General features: G+C 66.8%; 2 protein-coding genes (1 of these 2 only partly in view). Both read left to right on the top strand.

Features of this window, described 5'->3' with window-relative positions; translation table 11 throughout:
• Window positions 1–8,907 carry a non-ribosomal peptide synthetase gene (locus A5655_RS07260; RefSeq protein ID WP_082978536.1) on the top strand — a complete coding sequence of 2,969 codons (8,907 nt, stop codon included), beginning with the start codon at window positions 1–3 and terminating at the stop codon, window positions 8,905–8,907.
• Window positions 8,904–24,828, top strand: part of the annotated coding region (locus A5655_RS07265) for a non-ribosomal peptide synthetase (RefSeq protein WP_067007448.1) (this coding region is incomplete at its 3' end). The annotated region continues 6,561 nt past the right edge of the window; 15,925 of its 22,486 annotated nt are in view. The genes A5655_RS07260 and A5655_RS07265, both read left to right, overlap by 4 nt.

Genomic DNA, 24,828 nt, shown 5'->3' on the forward strand with positions numbered 1-24,828 from the left:
ATGGAGCTGGATGAGCCGCCGCTGCCCCTGACACGCCGGCAGCTTGACCACTGGCTTACTCACGAAATCGGTGGCTTCGATGCCGAGTCGCAACTCAGCCAATTCGTCGTCATCGATGGCACGGTTGAACGTGGTGCGCTGGAATCCGCCATTCGCGAATGCGTGCGAGAAGCCGAATCCGTCAGGGTGGCCCTTTTCGAGATCCACGGGCAGGTCTACCAGCGGCCTGCCGACTACCCGGATTTCGAGATTCCTTTCTATGACCTGAGATGCTCCCGGGATCCGGTCGAGGAAGCCTATAACGTCGCCACCTCGCAGCTGCATACTCCTATGCCGTTGTCTGGTCCGCTGTTCAGATTCGCGCTGTTGCAGACGCGGCGAGACGAGTTCTATCTGTTCGTATCCTGCCACTGCGCCGTGGTCGATGAGGTCGGTCTCTCGCTTATCGCTAACCGGATTGCGGCCATCTACACTTCGGTCGTTTCTGGCGAGCCTGTCGCTGCGTCGCCCTTTGGATCGCTGCGTGCCCTCCTCGCATGCGAACGTGATTACGAATCGTCCGAAGATTTCCTCGCCGACAGGCAGTACTGGTTAAGCAATCTGCGCTCGGAAACTGCGTCGCGCTTCGTACAAACGGAAGTAGGGGCCGAAGCTGGCGCGAATCCGGCCAGCCGGGCGGTGCCGTTCAAACCTTTGACGCTCGGCCGAATCATGCGGCTGTCAAAGGATTTGAACGTCCGCGAGGAATCGGTAATCACCGCAGCTTGTGCGCTTCTGATATCCAGCTGGTCGACCGGCGGTCCCAAATTGGTCCTCGAGTTGCCGGTCAGCAGAAGAGTGTGTGCGGAATCAAAAACGTTTGCCGGGATGATGGCCGGATCCCTACCGCTTGCGATATCGATGACGGGCGCGGACACGGTTGCCGACCTCTGTAGACAAGTTGATTCGAGAAGAAAGGAAGTGCTGCAGCATCAGAGATTTCCGGTAAGAATCCTGGACAGTCAGCAGGCGACGAACCGGATAACCGTCGATGTCCTGCCACCCACCGCGATGGAGTCCTTCGGTGACGCGTCGGCTTCGGTAATGCGTCACAGCTTTGGCCCTGTCGAGTACTTCGGCCTGTTCTTCGCGAGGACAGGCGATCAGCTGTTTCTCGGCACAGCCGGTGCCGCGCGGCCATTCGGGAATCTCAACGCCGCCGACTTGGTAGAGCGGTTGGCACGACTGCTGGATGCGATGTCCGAGGATTCGGACCGGGCGTTGTCATCCATTGATCTGCTCGACGAGTCCGAACACGGCTGGCTCGATGCTGTCGGTAACCGCGCCGCATTGACCCATCCCGGTGCTGCAGTGTCGATTCCAGCGTTGTTTGCCGCCCAGGCGGCCCATACTCCGGATGCGGTCGCGATCAGCTGCGGGGGGCGCTGCGTGACCTACCGCGAGCTCGATGAGGCGGCAAACCGGCTCGCGCACTTGCTGATCGGCCATGGGGCGGGCCCCGGCTCGTTTGTGGCGCTGCTGTTTTCCCGTTCCGTGGAAGCGATCACCGCGATCGTGGCGGTGCTGAAGGCCGGTGCGGCCTACCTGCCCCTCGACCCGCAATACCCCCAGGCGCGCATCGAACTCCTCGTTGATGACGCCGCGCCGATCGCCGCGATCACCACTGCAGGCCTGCGTTCGCGGCTGGCCGGTTCCGACTTGTTGGTGCTCGACGTCGACGACCCGACCTTGAAGGCTCAGCCCAGAACCGCGCCGCCGGCGCCGAGCGCCGATGACATTGCTCATCTCATGTACACCTCGGGCAGCACCGGACTCCCGAAAGGAGTGGCGGTCACTCATGCTGGCGTCGTCGATCTGGTGGCGACTTGCGTTGACAGGCTTGTGATTACATCCGCGAGCCGGATCCTGCAATTTACTCCGCTGGTGTTCGACGTGTCGGTGGCGAGTCTGTGGTGTGCGTTGCTGACCGGGGCCGTGGCGGTGATTCCGGATAGCGACGAGTCGCTGCTAGGCGACGAACTTATGGAGCTGACTGCGCGGCAGCATATTTCACATGCCGAGTTCACGCCATCGGCGGTGGCCGCCCTTACCCCTGATCGGCTGCACGGCGTGACGTTGGCGGTGGCCGGGGAAGCCTGTCCGACGGAACTGGTCGATCGGTGGGCGCCGGGGCGGCTAATGGTCAACGCATACGGGCCCACCGAAACCTCGGTGTACGCGTCCATGAGCGCGCCGCTCAGCGCCGGGGGAGGGGCCCCGATCGGGTCGCCGGTCGCGAGTGCGGGGCTATTTGTGCTGGATGGGTGGTTGCGTCCGGTGCCGGTGGGAGCGGTGGGGGAGTTGTATGTGGCCGGCGCGTTGGTGGCCTCTGGATATTGGCGGCGTAGCGGGCTGACGGCGTCGCGGTTTGTGGCGTGTCCGTTCGGGGCGCCCGGCGCGCGGATGTATCGCACGGGCGATCTGGTCCGGTGGCGCACCGATGGGCAGCTGGATTATCTCGGTCGTCTCGATGAGCAGGTGAAGATCCGCGGGTTCCGCATCGAACTCGGGGAAGTGCGTGCCGCGTTGGTCGCGGCGGCGGGGGTCGATCAGGCGGTGGCTATTGTCCGTGAGGACCGTCCTGGGGAAAAGCGGCTGGTCGGCTATGTGGCCGGTACGGGCGACCCCGATGCGGTCCGCGCCGCGCTGGCCGAGCGGCTGCCCGACTATATGGTCCCGGCAGCGGTGATGGCCGTTGATCGGATTCCGTTGACCATCAACGGCAAGCTGGACAAGGCGGCGCTGCCGGCCCCTAACTACGCCGACGGTGATCGCTATCGCGCCCCGTCCAGCGCGGTTGAGGAGACTTTGGCCGGCATCTTCGCCCAGGTGTTGGGGCAGGATCGGGTGGGCGTCGAGGAGTCGTTTTTCGATCTCGGCGGGGACAGCATTTTGGCAATCCAGGTGGTGGCGCGGGCGCGTGCGGCAGGGGTGCTGTGTCGGGCGCGCGATGTTTTCGTCGCCCGCACGGTGGCCCTTCTGGCCCGCATAGCGCGGGTGGCCGACAGCGACGACGACCAAGTCGATCACGGTGTAGGGCAGCTGGTTTCAACCCCGATCATGCGCTGGTTGCAAAGGGTCGAGGGCCCCGTCGATCAGTTCAATCAGACGATGCTGCTGGCGGCGCCGGCGGGCGTCAGCGACGCCGATGTGGTGGCGCTGCTGCAGGCGTTGGTGGACCGGCATCCCATGTTGCGGCTGCGCGTCGACGACAACGGCACTGGGGGCTGGCTGCTGGAGACCCGCCCGCCCGCGACGGTGGATGCCCGGCAGTGTGTACACGTTGTCGACGTGTTGTCCGAAGCGGCGTTGGTCGGGGCACGGCGGCGGTTGGATCCGAGCGCCGGGGTGATGCTCAGCGCGTTGTGGGTGTCCTCCATGGGCCAACTCGTGCTCATCGTTCACCATCTGGCAATTGATGCGGTCTCCTGGGGGATATTGCTGGCTGATCTCAACACCGCCTGGCAGCAGCGGCATGCGGGGCAGGTGCCGGCGTTGACCGTGCGGGGGACCTCGTTTCGACGGTGGGCCGAGGTGCTGGCCGAGCACGCGCGGCGCCCGGAAGTGGTGGACCTGGCCCCCGTGTGGCAGCAGATCATGGCGACCCCGGCGGCGTTGCCTGCGGTCGATCCTGCGACGGATAGCTATGCGACCGCCGGGCAGCTGTCGGTGTCGTTGGATGTCGAGACGACCCGGCTGCTGGTGAGCCGTGTGCCGGCGGCGTTTCATGCTGGGGTGCAAGACATTCTGCTGATCGCGTTCGGGCTGGCGTGGGCGCAATTCCTCGACAGTGCCGGGCCGATCAGCATCGACGTGGAGGGCCACGGCCGCCATGAGGAACTGGCGCCCGACCTCAACCTTTCCGACACCGTGGGGTGGTTTACCACCAAATATCCGGTGGCCTTGATGGTGAATCCCCATTACCGGACGCAGTTAGGGGCGCTGGTCAAGGACGCCAAGGAACAGCTTCGCGCCCTTCCAGCCGGTGTGACCTACGGCTTGCTGCGATACCTGAATTCCGACGTGGATCTGGGTGGTCCCGACCCGCCGATCGGGTTCAACTACCTCGGGCGGCTAGGAACCGCGGGGAACGGCATGGGCGATGTTTGGCGGATCTGCCATGACAGCCCCGCAGTCCTCGGCACCGCCGCGGCGGTGCCTATGCCGTTGATGCACACCGTGGAGCTCAACGCACTCATCGTCGACACCGACATTGGCCCGCAACTGCGCGCGGACTGGAACTGGGCGTCCTCCAAACTCGATGGGGCCCAGATCAACCGGCTCAGCTTGCTGTGGTTCGAGGCCCTGAGGGAAATCAGCGCCCATGTGGTCGCGGGTGGCGGCGGGTTCACCCCGTCGGATATCGTGTTGATACGCCTAAGTCAGGCCCAAATCGAAAACCTCGAAGGCCGCTACCGGATCAGCGATGTGTTGCCGTTGACCCCGTTGCAGCGCGGGTTGCTGGTCCACACGAGCGACCCGCACGGCGCCACCGACCCGTATGTGGTGCAACTGGATATCGCACTGTCCGGTCCGCTCGATCCGCAACGTTTTCATGCCGCGGTACAAACGGTGGTGACCCGCCACCCCAACGTGGCGGCTCGATTCGTCTTCCAGGAGCGCGACGAGCCGGCGCAGGTCATCCTGGCGGATCCCGTTGTGCCGTGGTGGTTTATCGACCTGAGCGGCGACGGCCCACACGCCGAGGCGCGAATCGAGGCCCTGTGCGTCGCTGAACGTGCGGCCCTTGCCGGCTTGGCCGGGCAATGTCCGTTGCGGGCAGTCCTGATCCGCACCGGCACGGAGGACCATCGGCTGGTGCTGACCAACCATCACATCGTGTTGGATGGCTGGTCGCTGCAGATCCTACTGCGGGAAATCATGGCAGCCTATGGGGGCCAAGCACTTCCGGCACCGGTCCCGTATCGCAGTTTCGTGGCCTGGCTGACCGACCAGGACGTCGAGGCGGCCCGCAACGCGTGGCGCGATCTGTTCACCGGGTTTACGGAGCCCACTTTGGTATGCCCATCGGAGCGATTCGGGTTCGCCGAGCGCGCCGTGCACTGCGTGCAACTGTCTGCGGCAAGCACCGACGCGCTCACCCGGCTGGCTCGCGCCGAGCAGACCACCGTCAACATGGTGTTGCAGGGCGCGTGGGCGCAGCTGCTCAGCACGCTGACCGGTCACCGTGACGTCGCGTTCGGAATCACGGTGTCGGGCCGGCCCGCCGAGCTGGCCGGGGCCGAATCGATGGTGGGTATGTTCATCAACACGGTGCCCGTGCGCGCGAGCCTGACCGCGAACACCACCCCCGCGCAGCTGCTCGCCCAGCTACAAGCCGCCCATAACGACACAGTCGACCACCAGCACCACCCGCTCCGCGAGATCCACCGAGTCACGGGACAGGACAGGCTTTTTGACACCTTGCTCGTCTACGAAAACTATCCTGTCGATACCTCGCTGAAAACCGGCGACGTTAGCATCACCGGGGTCCGTGGCCGCGAGTTCAACCATTACCCGCTGACGCTGCAGGTGCTGCCCGGCGCGCAACTAACGCTGCGGGTGGAGTATGCCACCAAGGCGTTCGACCCGGCCAACATCAGGGCGCTCACGGAGCGGTTGCAACGCGTGTTGGCGGCGATGTGTGCGTATCCGCAGCGCCGGCTCTCGGCGCTGGATGTGCTCGACGCGGACGAGCACGCCTACCTCGATGCGGTCGGCAACCGGGCAGCGTGTGGCAATACCGTTGCCTCAGCGTCGGTTCCGGAGTTGTTTGCCGCCCAGGTGGCCCGCACACCGGACCAAGTGGCGCTCAGCTGCGCCGGACAGCAGGTCACCTACCGCGAGCTCGACGACTCGGCGAACCGGTTGGCGCACCTGCTAGTTGGCCATGGGGCGGGCCCGGGAGCGGTGGTGGCGCTGCTATTTCCCCGCTGCGCCGAGGCGATCACAGCAATTGTCGCGGTGCTCAAGACCGGGGCGGCTTATCAGCCGATCGATCCGGCGCTGCCCGCGGCCCGGATCGAATTCATGCTCGACGACGGCGCACCCGAGGTCGCGGTGACGATTCCGGGGCTCGCCAGCCGGCTCGCCGGATTCGACCGACCGGTCATTGAGCTCGACGGCTCTGCACTCGAGGCAACGCCTGGGACCACGCTGGTCTCCCCAGGCCCCGACTACATTGCCCATTTGATCTATACCTCCGGTAGCACCGGGCTGCCTAAGGCGGTGGCGGCCACCCACCGTAATGTGACGCAGCTGTTTGACTCCCTGGATGCGGGCCTAACGCGGCCGGGCAAGGTGTGGACCCAGTGTCATTCCTTGGCGTTTGACGCTTCGGTATGGGAGATCTGGGGAGCGCTGCTCCACGGTGGGCGCCTGGTGGTGGTGCCCGAACCGGTCGCCGGCTCGCCGGAGGAGTTTCAGACGTTGCTGGCCCGGGAGCGGGTCGATGTGTTGAGTCAAACCCCCTCTGCGATGCAGATGTTGGAGCCGCAACGGTTAGGGCCAGTGACGTTGGTGATGGGCGCTGAGCGCTGCACTGCCGAGCTGGTGGAGCGTTGGGCGCCGGGGCGGGTCATGATCAATACCTACGGGCCGACGGAGGCCACGATGTGGGCGTGCGCCACGGCGCCGCTGGTGGCGGACCGCGGAGTGCCGGCGATTGGCTCGCCCGCGGCGGGAGCGGCGTTTTTTGTGCTGGATGGATGGTTGCGGCCGGTACCGGTCGGTGTGGTGGGCGAGTTGTATGTGGCCGGTGCCGGGGTGGCTGTCGGGTATTGGCGTCGGGCCGGGTTGACCGCGTCGCGGTTTGTGGCGTGTCCATTCGGTGGGGCCGGAACACGGATGTATCGCACCGGCGATCTGGTGCGGTGGCGCACCGATGGGCAGTTGGACTACGTCGGGCGCGCGGATGAGCAAGTGAAGATCCGCGGGTTTCGGATCGAGTTGGGCGAGGCGCAAGCCGCGTTGGCCGCGCTGCCCGGGGTAGATCAGGCGGTGGTGGTCGTCCGTGAGGACCGACCCGGCGACAAGCGTCTGATCGGCTATGTGACTGGCGCGGTAGAGGTTTCGCCTTTGCGTGCGGCGCTGGCCGCGCGGCTGCCGCCCTACATGGTCCCGGCCGCTGTGATGGTTGTGGACCGGCTGCCGCTCACGGTCAACGACAAGCTCGACAAGGCCGCATTGCCGGCGCCCGACTACCTCGACGGCGATCGCTACCGCGCCCCGACCAGTTCTGTAGAGGAGATATTGGCTGACATCTATGCCCAAGTGCTGGGGCTGGATCGGGTGGGTGTGGACGAGTCGTTCTTCGACCTGGGCGGGGACAGTATTTTGTCGATCCAGGTGGTGGCGCGCGCGCGTGCGGCCGGGGTGCTGTGTCGGCCGCGCGATGTTTTCGTCGAGCAGACCGTGGCGCGCCTGGCCGGGATAGCGCGGGTGGTCGCCGGTGCAGATGACCGCCTCGATGACGATGTGGGCCAGCTGGTTTCGACACCGGCGGCGTGCTGGCTGGCAACCGTGGATGGGCCGGTGGAGCAGTTCAACCAGACGATGGCCGTGCAGGCTCCGCTAGGTGCCAGCGAGGCCGATGCTGTGGTGATGGTGCAGGCGTTGGTGGATCGGCATGCGATGTTGCGGCTGCGCATCGGCGCGGAAGGCCCAGCGGGCCGGTGGGTGTTGGAGACCCTGCCGTCGGGCTCGGTGGACGCCCGGCGCTGTGTGCACACCGTCGACGTGTTGTGCGATGAGGAGTTGTTGGGGGCGCGGCGGCGGCTGGATCCGAAGGCCGGGGTGATGGTCAGTGGGCTGTGGGTGATTTCCACCGGTCGGCTGGTGTTGATGATCCATCATTTGGCCGTCGACGCGGTATCGTGGCGGATTTTGCTGGATGATCTCAACGCCGCGTGGGGGCAGCACCGCGCCGGGCGGGTGCCGGTTTTGCCGATGCGGGGGAGCTCATTTCGGCGGTGGGCCGCGGTGCTGGCCGAGCAGGCGCGCACGACCACGGTGGTCGACCTGCTGCAGGCCTGGCAGCAGATCGTAGCGGTTCAGGCCGTGTTGCCTGCGGTCGATGCTGTGCTGGATACCTATGCCACCGCCGGCCAGCTGTCGGCGGAATTGGATGTCGAGACTACGCGGCTGCTGCTCGGTGAGGTACCAGCGGCGTTTCATGCTGGGGTGCAAGACATCCTGCTGATCGCGTTCGGCTTGGCGTGGGCGGAATTCCTGGACACCGCCGGGCCCATCGCCATCGACGTAGAGGGCCACGGCCGTCACGAGGAACTGTCCCCCGACCTCGACCTGTCCCACACCGTGGGATGGTTCGCCACCAAATACCCAGTGGCCCTGGTTGTCGAGCGTGTTTCGTGGGCGCAGGTCACAGCAGGCAAGGCGGTGCTCGGCAGTGCGGTCAAGCAAGCGAAGGAACAGCTACGGTCGGTGCCCGATGGGTGGACCTATGGCGTGCTGCGCTACCTCAACACCGACGCTGATTTGACCGGACCCAACCCGCCGATCGGATTCAATTACCTGGGTCGGGTGGGCGCCCCAGTGGGAGGGGCGGGGGATATTTGGCGGATCTGCCCTGACGACCCGTCGGTCCTCGGCGCGGCCGCCGCCGTGGCGATGCCGTTGACGCACACCGTGGAGCTCAACGCCTTCGCCTTCGACACCGCCGCGGGCCCACAACTGCGTGCGGACTGGAGCTGGGCGTCCTCCAAACTTGATGCCGCCCAAATCGACCGAATGAGCGAGTTGTGGTTTGAGGCGCTGGCCGGAATCTGCGCCCACGTCGGCGCCGGTGGCGGCGGATTCACCCCGTCGGACTTCGCGCTCACGCCATTGCGTCGAAGCGGGTTGACATGAGGCTGACCCAACGACAGATCGATAACCTCGCACGCGCCTACCGGATCCGCGATCTGCTGCCGCTGACCCCGCTGCAATCGGGCCTGCTCGTTCATGCCGGTGACCCGCAAGGCTTGGCCGCCGCGTACGCGATGCAACTCCACGTGGCCATGACCGGTCCGCTCGATGACCGCCGTTTGCATCGCGCGGTGCAATCCGTGGTAACTCGCCACCCCAACGTGGCGGCCCGTTTCGTCTACGAAGACCTCGACGAGCCGGTTCAGGTAATTGTGGCCGATCCCGTTGTGCCATGGCGGTTTATCGATCTGACCGACGACGTGCAGCCCGAGCAGAGCATCGACCAGATCTGCGCTGCCGAGCGCGCTGCGATCACCGATTTGGCCCGTCAGTGCCCGCTGCGCGCGGTGCTGATCCGCACCGCCGCCACGGATCACCGGCTGGTGTTGACCAACCATCACATCGTGCTGGATGGCTGGTCGCTGGAGATCGTGCTGCGCGAAATCATCGCCGGCTACGCCGGCCGGCCCCTGCCGGCCCCTGCCCCTTATCGCGGTTTCCTGGCTTGGCTGGCCGGCCAGGACGCCGGGGCCGCCCGCAACGCCTGGCGCACAATGTTCGCCGGCTTTGAGGCACCCACCCTGGTCGGACCGCCGCAGCGGTTAGGGTTCGCCGCGCGCGCCGTGCACTCCAGCGCGTTCTCGGCCCACACCACCGAGGCGCTGACCGAGCTGGCTCGGACACAGCACACCACCCTCAACATCGTGTTGCAGGCGGCGTGGGTGCAGGTGCTCAGTGCGCTGACTGGTCAGCACGATGTCGCCTTCGGTACCACGGTCTCCGTCCGTCCGGGCGATCTGCCCGGCGCGGAATCCATGGTGGGCCTGTTCATTAACACTGTGCCCGTGCGCGGGGTCATTACCGCGACCACCACCACCGCGCAGCTGTTGGCGCAGCTGCAAATCGCCCACAACGACACCGTCGATCATCACCATCTGCCGCTCGTCGACATCCACCGCCTCACCGGCCACAGCGCCTTGTTCGACAGCTTGTTCGTCTACGAGAACTATCCTGTCGACTCGTCGCTGGAGGCCGGTGAAGTGGCCATCACTGCTGTCAGTGGCCGTGAGTTCAACCACTACCCGCTGACCCTGCAAGTGCTGCCTGGCCCGCAACTGGGCCTGCGGAGCGAATACGCCACCGAGGTGTTCGACCTGGCGAGCATCACCGCGCTGATCGACCGCCTCAAGCGGCTGGTATCGGCAATGTGCGCTGATCCCACCCGTGCGTTGTCCTCTATCGATGTGCTTGATGACCAACAACGCGCCCACCTCGACGCGGTCGGTAATCGCGCCGCGCTGACCGGGCCGCCCACGACGGCAGGCCCGACGATTCCGGTGCTGTTCGCCGCTCAGGTGGCCCGCACGCCCGACGCTCTTGCAGTCAGCTTCGCCGGACGGCAGTGGACCTACCGCGACCTCGACGAGGCGGCCACCGGGTTGGCCGACCTGTTGCGTAGCTATGGGGTGGGCCCGGGTTCCCATGTAGCGCTGCTGTTTTCCCGTTCGGCCGAAGCAATCGTGGCGGTCCTCGCCGCGCTGAAAATCGGAGCCGTCTACGTGCCGTTGGACCCCAAGTATCCTCAGGCGCGCATCGCCGTGGTGCTTGCTGACGCTGCGCCGACCGCAGTGGTCACCACCGCTGCTCTGGCCGGGCGGCTGGCACCGTTTGACGTCCCCGTCGTCGACGTCGGTGCCCGTGCAGACCCCGCCGTCGCGTGCGCGCCCACTACCGCCCCGCTCGCCGCCCCTCGGGCAGAGGATGTCGCTTATCTGATTTACACCTCGGGCAGCACCGGTGTCCCCAAGGGCGTGGCCGTCACCCATGCCGGCGTCGCCGGCCTGGTGGCCACGTGCGTTGAACGGCTTGCGATTACGCCCGCGAGTCGGATCCTCCAGTTCGCGCCGTTAGCCTTCGACGTTTCGGTGGCAAATCTGTGGTCCGCACTGCTGACCGGGGCCGCTGCGGTGATCCCCGACGACGACCAGGCGCTTCCGGGCGATGAATTGCTGGATCTTATAGCGCACCAGGGTATTTCGCACGCAGATTTCACGCCGACGGCGTTGGCCGCCCTGCCGTCTGACCGTCTCCGGGGGGTGACGCTGGTCGTGGCCGGCGAGGCCTGCCCCCCGGACCTGGCGGATCGGTACGGCGTGGCCGGCACGCTCATCAACGCTTACGGCCCGACCGAGACCACCGTGTACGCGTCGATGAGCGCCCCCCTGACCCCGGGGTCGGGCGCCCCGATCGGCTCGCCCGTGTCAGGGACCGCCCTGTTTGTGCTGGACGGCTGGCTGCGTCCGGTGCCCGCCGGCGTGATCGGCGAGTTGTATGTCGCTGGCGCCGGGGTGGCCTGCGGCTACTGGCGCCGCGCAGGGCTCACGGCGGCGCGATTTGTGGCGTGCCCGTTCGGGGCGCCCGGGGCGCGCATGTATCGCACCGGCGATCTCGTCCGTTGGCGAACCGATGGTCAACTGGACTACGCCGGGCGCGCCGACGAACAGGTCAAGATCCGCGGGTTCCGCATCGAACTCGGAGAAGTCCGCGCGGCGCTGAGCGCGCTGCCCGGGGTCGAGCACGCGGTGGTCGTTGTCCGTGAGGACCGCCCCGGTGACAAGCGTCTGGCCGGCTACATCACCGGGACCGCCGACCCCGCCCAAGCGCGTGCCGCGCTGGCCGAGCGACTGCCCGACTACATGATCCCCGCCGCTGTGATCGCGGTGGAGCAGATCCCGTTGACCGTCACCGGCAAAATCGACATCCGGGCCCTGCCGGCCCCTCAGTACGCCGACACCGATCGCTACCGCGCCCCGACCACCCCGGTCGAGGAGATCCTGGCCGACGTCTACGCCCGGGTATTGGGCTTGGACCGGGTCGGCGTCGATGAGTCGTTCTTCGACCTGGGCGGGGATTCATTGTCCGCGATGCGCGTGATCGCCGCACTGAACACCGGCTTGGGTGCCGGGCTTTCGGTGCGCAGCTTGTTCGACGCACCCACGATCGCCGAGTTGGCGGCCCAAATCGGTGGGGACGCGGGCCGGCGTACACCATTGGTGGCTCACGAGCGGCCCGAGCTGGTGCCGTTGTCGTTTGCGCAGAGCCGGTTGTGGTTCCTCGACCGGTTCGAAGGCGGGGTTGCGACCTACAACATGCCTACCGCTTTTCGGATTAGCGGGGCGCTGGACGTCGAGGCGCTTGGCGCGGCTCTCGACGACGTCATCGCTCGCCACGAATCGCTGCGCACGATATTCCCCGACGTTGATGGGGTGCCGCACCAGGAAGTGTTGCCGGCCAGGGCCGGCATGTGGCGGCGCGGGGACGCGGCGGTGGCGTCGTTGTCGCAGCCGGATGCGGCCGCCGAGCTGGCGGCGATGGCGGAACACCGGTTCGATTTGTCGTCGGAGATTCCCATCCGGGCGCAGCTCTATTCGGTGGGTCCCGAGCAGCATGTGCTGGGGATTGTGGTGCACCACATCGCGTTTGACGGCTGGTCAATGGGCCCGATGTTCAGGGACCTGTCCGAAGCATATCGGGTGCGACGGCAGGGCCGCTCCCCGCGCTGGACGCCGTTGCCGGTGCAGTACGTGGACTACACACTGTGGCAACGGGACTCGCTGGGAACGGAGTCAGATCCGGACAGCGTGATCGCTGGGCAGTTGCGGTACTGGCTTCAGGAGTTGGCGGACCTGCCGGAACTGGTGTCGCTGCCGACGGACCGGGTGCGCCCGTCGGTGCCCAGTTACCGCGGTGATCAGGTGGAGCTGCGCATCGACCCTCCGGTGTGGGCGGAGGTCAAGCGGGTTGCCGCGGCACACAACGCGACGGCCTCGATGGTGTTGCAGGCGGTGGTGGCGGTGTTGCTGCACCGGGTCGGGGTCGGCGACGACGTGGTGATGGGCGCGCCCATCGCCGGCCGCTTGGACCCGGCGCTCGATGATCTGGTCGGGTTCTTCGTCAACACGTGGGTGCTGCGGGTGAATCTCGATGCCGCGCAGCCCTTCAGCGACGTGCTGCGGCGCGTGCGCCACAAGGCGCTGGATGCCTACAGCAACCAGGATGTGCCCTTCGAGCGGCTCGTCGAGCAACTCAACCCGGTGCGCTCCACTGCGCATCATCCGCTGTTCCAGGTGGCCATCGTCTTCCAGAACAATGCGCGCACCGAGGTGGACATCGACGGGGTCAGCGTCGAGCCGTTCGCGGCGTTCACCCGCCCCGCCAAGTGGGATCTCGATTTCGATTTGGCGGAGGTGCCCTCCGAGGATCCGGCTGCGCCGATGGTCGCCGGAACAGTGTCGTACGCCACCGATCTCTTTGAGCGCGCCAGCGTCGAGCGGTTGGTCACCTGGTTCGGGCGGGTGATCGAGGCGGTGGTGGCCGACGCGTCGGTGGTGGTCGGAGAGGTGCCGTTGCTGGATCGCGGTGAGCGCGATCTCGTGTTGTCGGGCTGGTCGGGTGCGGGGCTCGCGGCGCCGGTCGGGGTGGCACCGGACCTGTTGGCCGCAGCGGTGGCGGCCGCCCCGGACGCCGTGGCGGTGGTCGACGGCGCGCGGGCGTTGTCGTATCGCGAGCTCGATGAGTGGTCAACGCGGGTGGCGCGGAAGCTGATCGGGGCGGGCGTGGGTCCGGAGCGCGCGGTGGGCGTGGCGATGGGTCGATGCGTCGAGTTGCTGGTCGCGTGGTGGGCGGTGCTGAAAGCCGGCGGCGCGTATGTGCCGGTGGATCCGACTCACCCGGCCGAGCGGATCGCCACGGTGCTCGACGCCGTGGCGGCGGTGTGCGTCTTGACCTGCGATGCCGAAACCGTGCCCGGGGCGCGGTCGCGCCCGCTACTGCGCTTACGCGTCTCGGACGGTCCCGACGAACCGGAACGCCGCGCGGAGGCGATCAGCGACGCCGACCGGCTCGCGGCGCTCCGACCGGACAACACCGCATACGTGATGTTCACCTCGGGGTCCACCGGCGCCCCCAAAGGGGTGGCAGTCACCCACGCCGGCCTGCTGGGGATCGCAGCGGCGCACCGCGAGGTGTTCGGGTTGGGCGCGGATACCCGAATGCTGATGGGGCTCGCGCCGACATTTGACGCCGCGATCGGCGAGTTGTTGGTGGCGGTGGGATCGCGCGGGGCGTTGGTGGTGGCACCGCCGGCGGTGTACGCCGGCGCGGTTTTGACCGCACTGCTGCAGGACCAGCGCGTCAACGCGGCGGTGATGACCCCGACGGTGCTGTCGTCGCTGGATCGGAGCCGGCTGGACCGTTTGTCCACCCTGATCGTGGGCGGGGAGGCCTGCCCGGACGAGTTGGTTGCTGCGTGGGCACCGGGTCGACGGATGTTCAACGGCTACGGCCCCACCGAGGCCACCATCTGGGCCACCATCGCACCCCTGTCGGCGGGACAGCCGGTCCGCATCGGCACCCCGCTCCCGGGAATGCGCGCGGTGGTGCTCGACGCGCGGCTGAACCCCGCCCCGGTCGGGGTGGTGGGCGAGCTGTATCTTGACGGGCCCGCGCTGGCGCGGGGCTATGTGGGCCAGGCGGCGTTGACCGCCGAACGGTTCGTGGCAAACCCGTTGGGGGGCCTGTTCGGTGCCGCCGGGTCGCGCATGTACCGCACCGGCGACCTGGTGCGCTGGACTCCCGCCGGCGCCCTGGACTATCTGGGTCGCGCCGACACTCAGATCAAGCTGCGCGGGCAGCGAATCGAGCTGGGCGAGATCGAAAACGTCTTGCTGGCCTGCCCTCAGGTGCGCCAGGCCGCCGCCAGCGTGCACCGCAGCGCGACCGGCGCCCACCTCGTCGCCTACATCACCGTCGAGCACACGGCCACCGATGAGCACGACGCTGAAATCGTCGAAGAGTGGCAGCGAATGTACGACGAGCTCTACGGCGCCGAGGTTTCGGTGCCCGAGTCAGGGATGGATTTTCGGGGCTGGAACAGCAGCTACACCGGTGATCCGATTCCACTCGAGGAAATGGCGGAGTGGCGTGCTGCCACGGTGGATCGGATCGTGGCCCTGCGTCCGCGGCGAGTGCTGGAGATCGGCGTGGGCTCGGGGCTGGTGCTGTCGCAGATCGCCCCGCTGTGCGAGCAGTACGTCGGCACCGACGTGTCGGCGGTGGCGATCGATAACCTGGCCGGCTGGCTGGAGCGGCGGCAAATCCCGTGGCGTGACCGGGTTCAGCTGCTGGCCCAGCCGGCCCACGTCACCGAGGAACTGCCGCACGAATACTTCGACACCATCATTCTCAACTCGGTCATCCAGTACTTCCCGAACGCGGGCTATCTGGCCGAGGTCATCGACAACGCGATGGATCTGCTGGCTCCCGGCGGGGCACTGTTTATCGGCGACGTGCGAAACCACGCCCTGCAGGGTGCGTTTCACACCGCTGTGGCGCTCGCACGGGCAAGCACCACCGACACCGCCGAGATTCGCCAGCGCGCCCAGCGCGCCATGCTCGGCGAAACCGAATTACTTTTAGCTCCAGAGTTTTTCACCACTTGGGCGGAGAACCACCCCGCGACATCCGGGCTCGAAATCCAAGTCAAACGCGGGTCGGCCGACAACGAACTGACTCGGTATCGCTACGACGTCACCGTCCACAAGGCCCCCGCTCCCGTGCGTTCCATGGCCTCCGCACCCGCCTGCGCATGGGCGGACTGCGTGGGCCTGGGCGGGCTGCAGGCCCGGTTGATTTCGCAACACCCCACCGCAATGCGCGTCACCGATATCCCTCGCGCCGGCGTGGTTTCCGACGTCGCCGTCGATCGGGCCCTCGCCGCCGGTAGATCACTAGCCGAAGCGAGCGCCACTCCCGACGCCGTTGTCCCCGAAGAATTGCACCGCCTCGGGGAATCTAACGGCTACCGCGTCGCGGTCACCTGGGGATCCCACCCGGGAACCCTCGACGCCGTCTTCTTGACCGCCAACGATTCTGACGGCGCGCTGACCGACCTCTACCTGCCTCAGGAACGCGGTACCCACGCCAACGACCCGCGCACCAACAGCAAGATCAGCGCGGTCCGTCAGCGGTTGAGCGAGCGGCTGCCCGACTACATGATGCCGACACAGATCGTGGTGCTCGACGAGTTCCCGATGACCCCCTCCGGCAAGATCGACCGTAAGGCCTTGCCGGCGCCCGTCTTTGCCGCCACACCCTATCGGCCGCCGCAGACCCAAACCGAAAAAATCGTCGCCGGGGTGTTCGCCGGGGTGCTCGGCGTGGACCGGGTCGGGCTCGATGACGATTTCTTCGCCCTAGGTGGGGATTCGTTGTCGGCCACGCGGGTAAGCGCACGGTTGCAGCTCGCGTTGGGCAGGCAAGTGCCGGTGCGATTTCTGTTCGAGGCATCCACGGTCGGTGATTTCGCCGGCTATCTGTGCCGCCACCGTGGCGGACGGGCCCGCCCGCCGTTGCGGGCGATGCCGCGCCCAGAACGGATCCCGTTGTCGTATGCCCAGCAGCGGTTGTGGTTCCTCGACCAGTTGCACGGACCCTCACCCGTCTACAACATAACCGTGGCGTTGCGGCTCGGTGGCCGCCTCGATATCGACGCTTTGGGAGCGGCACTGGCCGATGTGGTGAGCCGCCACGAGAGCCTGCGGACATTGTTCCCGGCCTTCGACGGGATACCTCAACAGCTGGTGCTGCCCGCCGAGCGGGCTGATTTCGGTTGGGACGTTGTCGACGCCACCGGCTGGTCGGTGAACCGGCTCGACGACGCCGTCGACGCGGCGGCGGCCCACAGCTTCGACCTGGCCACCGAAATTCCTTTTCGGGCAACGCTTTTCTGCGTCGCCGACGACGATCACGCGCTGGTGGTCACGGTCCACCACATCGCCGCCGACGGTTGGTCGATCACCCCGCTCGCGCGCGATCTAAGTGTGGCTTACGCCAGCCGGCGCGCGGGACGGACTCCGGGCTGGGCCGGCTTGGCGGTGCAGTACGTCGATTACGCGTTGTGGCAGCGCGGGCAGCTGGGCGATTTTGATGACAGCGACAGCCCCGTCGCCGCACAGCTCGAGTTTTGGCAGGATGCCCTCGACGGGCTGCCCGAACGACTCGAACTGCCCACCGATCGGCCCTACCCGCCCGCCGCCGATTATCGGGGCGGCACTGCGTTTGTGGACTGGCCGGTACAGCTGCAGCATCAGGTGGCGCGGGTCGCCCGCGAGCACAACGTGACCAGCTTCATGGTGATCCAGGCCGCCCTGGCGGTGCTGCTCTCCAAGATCAGCGCCAGCCGCGATGTGGCGGTGGGGTTCCCGATCGCCGGGCGCGGCGATCCGGCGCTGGACGAGCTGGTGGGCTTTTTCGTCAACACCCTGGTGCTGCGCGTCGATCTGGCCGGTGATCCCACCGTCGCCGCACTGCTGTCCCAAGTGCGCCGGCGAAGCCTGGCCGCCTACGAAAACCAAGACGTGCCCTTCGAGGTGCTGGTGGAGCGGCTCAACCCCACCCGCAGCCTGACCCATCACCCGCTGATCCAGGTGATGCTGGCGTGGCAGAACACCGACCCTACTGCCGGGTTGGCGATGGGCGATCTGCGCGCAACTCCGGTGCTCGCGAACACCCACACCGCCCGCATGGACATGGTGTTCTCTCTGGTCGAGGGCTGGACCGAAGCCGGTGAGCCTGCCGGCATCTACGGCACCGTGGAATTTCGCACCGACGTTTTCGACGGGGCCAGCATCCAGGCGCTGATCGGGCGGTTGGAGCGGGTGGTGATGGCGATGACCGCCGACCCGAGCCGGCGGTTGTCGTCAGTGGATCTGCTGGCAGCCGCGGAACACGCTCGGCTGCGAAGCTTCGGCCATCGTGCGGCGTTGAGCGAGCCGACAACCGAGGTGTCTATTCCGGAGCTGTTTACCGCGCAGGTCGCCCGAACCCCGGCGGCGGTGGCGGTGACTTTCGAGGGCCGGTCCATGACGTACCGGGAGCTCGATGAAACGGCAAACCAGATGGCGCACTTGCTGGCTGGCTATGGCGCGGGCCCCGGGCAGTGCGTGGCACTGCTGGTTTCCCGCTCGGCCGAGGCGATCGTTGCGATTTTGGCGGTGCTCAAGGCGGGTGCCGCCTATCTGCCGATCGACCCGACGCTGCCGGCGGCACGGGTGGGTTTCATGCTCGCTGACGCCACGCCGATCGCCGCGATCACCACAGATGGTCTGGCCGAGCGGCTCGACGGCCATCACGTCAAGGTCATCAACATCACGGACCTCGGCGGGCCCGCGGTTGGCATCCAACCCATTACCGCACCGCCGGCGCCGGCCCCCGATGACATCGCCCACCTGATTTACACCTCGGGCACCACCGGCATCCCCAAAGGGGTAGCGGTGACCCACCGCAACGTCACACAACTATTCGTCGGCGATTCGGTGTTCGCTGCGTTGGGCCCCGAATTCGGCCCGAGTCCCGCGCGGGTGTGGAGCCAGTGTCATTCGTACGCGTTCGACGCGTCGCTGGGCGAGATGTGGGCAGCTTTGCTGCGGGGCGGCTTGTTGGTGGTCGTACCCGAGGAGGTGACCACGTCGCCGGATCGCTTGCGCGAGTTGTTGATTGAGCAGCGGGTAGAAGTGCTGACCCAGACGCCGTCGGCGCTGGGGATGTTGTCCGATGACGGGTTGGGTTCGGTGGCGCTGGTGGTGGCTGGCGAGCGTTGCCCGGCCGAGCTGGTGGATCGGTGGGCGTCGGGGCGGGTGATGATCAACGCGTACGGCCCGACCGAAACGACGATGTGCGTCACCACCAGTGCGCCGCTGGCGCCGGGTTCGGGGGTGGCGCCGATCGGCGCCCCGGTGAGCGGGGCCGCGTTGTTCGTGCTGGATGGGTGGTTACATCCGGCGCCGGTGGGAGTGGTGGGGGAGTTGTATGTGGCCGGCGCGGGAGTGGGGTGCGGATATTGGCGCCGGTCCGGGTTGACGGCGTCACGGTTTGTGGCCTGCCCGTACGGCGGCCTTGGGACGCGGATGTATCGCACCGGCGATCTGGTGCGCTGGCGCGCCGATGGCCAATTGGATTACGTCGGCCGTGCCGACGAGCAGGTCAAGGTCCGCGGGTTCCGCATCGAACTGGGGGAGGTGAGCGCAGCGCTGACCGCACACCCCGGGGTGGATCAGGCAGCGGTCATTGCCCGCGAGGACCGCCCCGGTGACAAGCGCCTGATCGGCTATGTCACTGGCACAGTTGAGGTTTCGCAATTACGCGCTGCGCTGAGCGAGCGACTCCCGGCATACATGATCCCAGCGGCACTGGTGAAGGTGCAGCGTCTGCCGTTGACTGCCAATGGCAAACTCGACGCGAGCGCCCTTCCGACCCCTGACTACGGCGATGCCGATCGCTATCGCGCCCCGGCGACCCAGGTCGAGATGATTTTGGCCGACATCTACGCCCAGGTCGTCGGCCTGGACCGGGTCGGCGTCGAGGAGTCATTCTTCGACCTGGGTGGGGACAGCATTTTGTCGATCCAGGTGGTGGCCCGCGCGCGTGCGGCTGGGGTGCTGTGCCGGCCGCGCGACATCTTCGTCGAGCAATCCGTTGCCCGAGTGGCCCGCGTCGCCCGGGTGCCCGAAGGAGGCGTCGGCCCGGTTGACAACGACGTCGGGCAGGTGGCCGCTACCCCGATCATGTGCTGGCTGAAAAGCATTGGGGGTTCGCTCGAGCAGTTCAACCAGACCATGCTGCTGCAGGCCCCGCCGGGAGTCACTGAGGCCGATGTGTTGGTGTTGGTTCAGGCGTTGTTGGATCGCCATGCCATGTTGCGGCTGCAGGTCGATGAAATCGGCGCCCCGGACTGGTCGTTACGGGTGCCCGAGGTGGGAGCGGTCGATGCCCGTCGGTGCGTGCACACCGTCGATGTGTTGACCGACGAGGCGTTGGTGAGAGCGCGGCGCCGGCTGGACCCGACTGCTGGGGTGATGCTCAGCGCATTGTGGATAACCGCGACGCGTCAGCTGGCGTTGGTGATTCACCACCTGGCCATCGACGCGGCGTCATGGCCGATCCTGCTGGACGATCTCAACATCGCCTGGAAGCAGCACCGCAGTGATGAGCCGGTGGCGCTGCCGATCCAGGGGACCTCCTTTCGCCGGTGGGCATCGGTGCTGGGCGAGTGCGCCCGTCGCCCGGACGTGACGGACCGGGCGCGCCTCTGGCAGCAGATCATGGCGACCCCTGCGGCATTGCCTGCGGCCGATCCCGCGGTAGATACGTTTCTGACCGCGGGCCATCTCTCGGTGTCATTGGATGCCGCTACCACACACCTGCTCCTGGGGCGGGTGCCTGCGGCGTTTCATGCTGGCGTGCAAGACATCCTGCTCATCGCGTACGGCTTGGCGTGGGCGGAATTCCTGACCGTACACGTCGGGCCGGTCGGTATCGACGTGGAGGGTCATGGCCGTAACGAGGAACTCGGACCGGATCTCGACCTGTCCCACACGGTGGGGTGGTTCACCACCAAATACCCGGTGGCGCTCGCGGTCAGTGGTCTGAGTTGGTCACAGGTCGTCGCCGGCGAGGCGTCGCTGGGCGCGATCGTCAAAGCCGCCAAAGAGCAGCTTCGCGCCGTACCCGAGGGCGTGACGTACGGTGTGCTGCGCTATCTGAACAGCGACGTCGATTTGAGCGGGCCCGACCCGACGATCGGGTTCAACTATCTGGGCCGGCTGGGCGGCGCGCGGAGTCCCGGCGCATCTGCTGAGGGATGGCAGATCCTGGATTCGGGTGCGTTGTACAGCGACCCCGCCCGCGCGGCGGTGGCCATGCCGCTGCCGCACACCGTGGAGCTCAACGCCCTCACCGTCGACACCGACGCCGGCCCCAGCCTTCGCGCCGATTGGAGTTGGGCGCCTTCCAAACTCGATGCTGCCCAGATCGGCCGACTCAGCCAGCTGTGGTTTGAGGCCCTGAGGGGCATCTGCGCCCACGTCAGCGCCGGCGGCGGCGGACACACTCCCTCGGATTTCGCCTTCACCCGGCTTAGCCAGGCTCAGATCGAGGCCCTCGAGCGCGCCTACCAGATCAGCGATGTCGTGCCGCTGACCCCGCTGCAGCGAGGCTTGCTCGTCCATACCGCCGACCCGCACGGCCCCGCTGAACCCTATGTGGTGCAAATCGAAATCGACTTGGCCGGCCGCATTGATCCCCACAGTCTGCATCAAGCGGTACAAACCGTGCTTACTCGCCACCCCAACTTGGCGGCCCGATTCGTCTACGAGCAGCTCGACGAGCCGGTCCAAGTTATCGTGGCCGATCCCATTGTGCCGTGGCAATTTAACGACCGGACCGAAGACGGCGCGCACCCAGACGAGAGCGTCGCGCAGATCTGCGCTGCCGAGCGCGCGGCGATCTCAGAGCTCGCCCACCAGTGCCCGCTGCGGGCGGTGCTGATTCGTACTGCGCCCGAGCGCTATCGGCTGGTGTTGACCAACCACCACCTCGTGCTCGACGGCTGGTCGCTGCCGATCCTGCTACGGGAAATCTTCGCCGCCTATGGCGGCCAACCACTTCCGCCGCCGGTACCCTATCGCCGCTTTATGTCCTGGCTGGCCGCCCAGGACATCGAGGCCGCCCGCGGCGTCTGGCGCACGCTGTTCGCCGGTTTTGACTCACCAACGCTGGTGGGCCCGCCGGATCGGCTCGGCTTCGCCGCGCGCGAGGTGTACCGCGTGCAGCTGCCCACCCACACCACCCAAGCCCTTACCGACCTGGCGCGCCGCCAGCACACCACCCTCAACACCGTGCTGCAGGCGGCGTGGGCGCGGCTGCTCAGCGCGCTGACCAATCAGCACGATGTCGTGTTCGGGATCACCGTTTCTGGACGGCCGGCCGATTTGGCCGGCGCGGAGTTCATGGTGGGGCTGTTCATCAACACCGTGCCCGTGCGGGCGATCTTGACTCCCGCCACCACCACCGCAGACCTGCTGGCCCAGCTGCAAAACGCCCACAACGAAACCGTCGAACACCAGCACCTACCGCTCAGCGACATCCACCGAATCACCGCACACGAAGCGCTGTTTGACACCCTGCTCGTTTATGAGAACTATCCCCTGGAGTCCTCGCTGGATGCCCAGGGGACGGCGATCACCGCGATCAACGGCCGCGAGTTCAACCATTACCCACTGACCCTGCAAGTGACGCCCGGAACCCGACTGGGCCTGCGAGTCGAATACGCAACGGAGGTCTTCGATCGACACCGCATCGCTGCCCTCATCGACCGGCTGGAGCGGGTGCTTGCAGCGATGTGCGCCGACCCCACTCGCCCGGTGTCATCGATGGATCTGCTCGCCGCGCACGAACACAGCTGGCTCGACGTCGCGACCCGCCGCGCCACGCTGATCAATGCCGCTGTACCGGTGCCGATTCCGGCGCTGTTCGCTGCGCAGGTGGCCCGCACCCCGCACGCGATCGCGGTCAGCTACGCCGGACAGTTTCTGACCTACCACGAACTTGAGGAAGCCGCCAGCCGGTTGGCGCACCTACTAGCCGGCCATGGGGTCGGGCCCGGCGATGTGGTGGCGCTGCTGCTGCCCCATTGCGCCGACGCCGTTATCGCCATCGTGGCCGTGCTGAAAACCGGGGCGGCTTACCTCCCCATCGATCCGGGGCATCCGCCGGCCCGGATTGAGTTCATGCTCGCCGACGCCGCGCCGATCGCCGCGATCACGACCACAGACCTCCGGTCGCAGCTGGAGGGGTCGGCCTTGTTGATCTTCGATGTCACCTCCGGGGCGGTCGACGCCCAGCCCAGGGCCGCCCCGACCGCGCCATGCCCCGACGACATCGCGTATCTTATGTACACCTCGGGCAGCACCGGTGTCCCCAAGGCAGTGGCGGTCACCCACGCCGGCGTCGCCGATTTGATTGCCACTTGCGTTGAGCGCCTTGAGATTACGCCGGAGAGTCGAATCCTGCAGTTCGCTCCGCTGATCTTTGACGTATCGGTGGGCAACCTGTGGTGCGCGTTGCTGACCGGGGCCGCTGCGGTGATTCCGGAGGCCGATGAGGCACTTCCGGGTGAGGAATTGGTGAACCTGATTTCCCGGCAGCACGTTACGCATGCGGATTTCACACCATCGGCGTTGGCCGCCCTTCCGCCTGATCGGTTGGCAGGCGTCACGCTGGTGGTGGCCGGTGAGGCCTGCGTTAGCGAGGTGGCAGACCGGTATGCCGTTGGCAACACCGTGATCAATGCCTACGGTCCAACCGAGACCACGGTATACGCGTCGATGAGCGTGCCGCTGATCGAGGGGTCCGGCGCGCCGATCGGTTCGCCGGTGTCGGGCGCCGCATTGTTCGTGCTGGATGGGTGGTTGCGTCCGGTCCCCGTCGGCGTCGTGGGCGAGCTGTACGTCGCCGGTGCCGGGGTGGCCGCGGGGTATTGGCGCCAGGCCCGATTGACCGCGTCCCGGTTCGTGGCATGTCCGTTCGGTGGGACCGGGACACGGATGTATCGCACGGGGGATTTGGTGTGCTGGCGCACCGATGGCCAGCTGGATTATCTCGGCCGCGCCGATGAGCAAGTCAAAATCCGCGGATTCCGCATCGAGCCGGGTGAGGTGGCGGCCGCGCTCGCCGAACACCCCGGAGTCGAGCAGGCGGTGGTCATCGCGCGCGAGGACCGCCCCGGCGACAAGCGCCTGGTCGGCTATGTCACTGGCGCAGTAGAGGTCTCGCAGCTACGAACCGCACTGTCCGAGCGGCTCCCCGACTATATGGTGCCGGCAGCACTGATCGGCTTAGACCGGTTACCGCTGACCGTCAACGGCAAGCTCGATAAGGCCGCCCTGCCTGCCCCCGACTATGGCAGCACCGAGCGTTATCGCGCCCCCTCAACCCCGGTCGAGGAGATCTTGGCCGGCATCTACGCCCACGTGCTCGGCCTCGACCAGGTGGGCGCGGACGAGTCATTCTTCGACCTCGGAGGCGACAGCATCCTGTCGATCCAGGTCGTGGCGCGCGCTCGCGACGCCGGGGTGCTGTGTCGGCCGCGCGATATCTTCGCCGAACGCACCGTGGCCGGGGTGGCCCGGCTGGCCCGGGTGATCGCCGAACTCGACGACGAGATCGATGACGGTGTGGGGCAGCTGGTTTCCACGCCGATCATGTGCTGGCTGCAAGGCGTGCAGGGACCGGTCGATCAGTTCAATCAGACCATGCTGCTGCAGGCCCCGGCCGGGATCCGTGAGGCCGATGTGGTGGTGTTACTGCAGGCGTTGGTGGATCGCCACACGATATTAGGCCTTCGCGTCAGTGCGGGCGGACCGACGGGGCAATGGACGTTAGACGTGCAGCCGCCGAAATTGTTGGATGCCCGCAGGTGTTTGCGAACCGTCGAGGTGTTCTCCGACGAGGCCTTGGTTACCGCGCGGTCCCGATTGGATCCGAGGACCGGGATGATGCTCAGCGCGCTGTGGGCGACCGCTACCGGACAGTTGGTGCTCATGATTCACCATCTGGCCGTCGATGCCGTCTCGTGGCAGGTGTTGCTGGATGATCTCAATACCGCGTGGGGTCAGCACCGCGCCGGGCAGGCGCCTGCGCTGCCAAGGCGGGGCACCTCGTTTCGCCGGTGGGCATCGGTTCTGTCCGAGCATGCCCGCCGCCCGCAAGTTGTGGACCAGGCCAACCGGTGGCAGCAGATCATGGCGGCGCGCCCCTTACTGCCGGCGGTCGATCCGGCGGTGGATACGTTTGCGACCGCCGGCCAGCTGTCGGTGCAGTTGGACGTCGAGACCACCCGCATGTTGCTCGGCGAGGTACCGGCGGCGTTTCATGCTGGCGTGCAAGACATTCTGCTGATCGCGTTCGGGTTGGCATGGTCGGGATTCCTGAACTGCGGTACTGCGCCGATCGGCATCGGCGTGGAGG

It is taken from the genome of Mycobacterium sp. 1081908.1, assembly GCF_001673535.1.
GTDB lineage: Bacteria > Actinomycetota > Actinomycetes > Mycobacteriales > Mycobacteriaceae > Mycobacterium.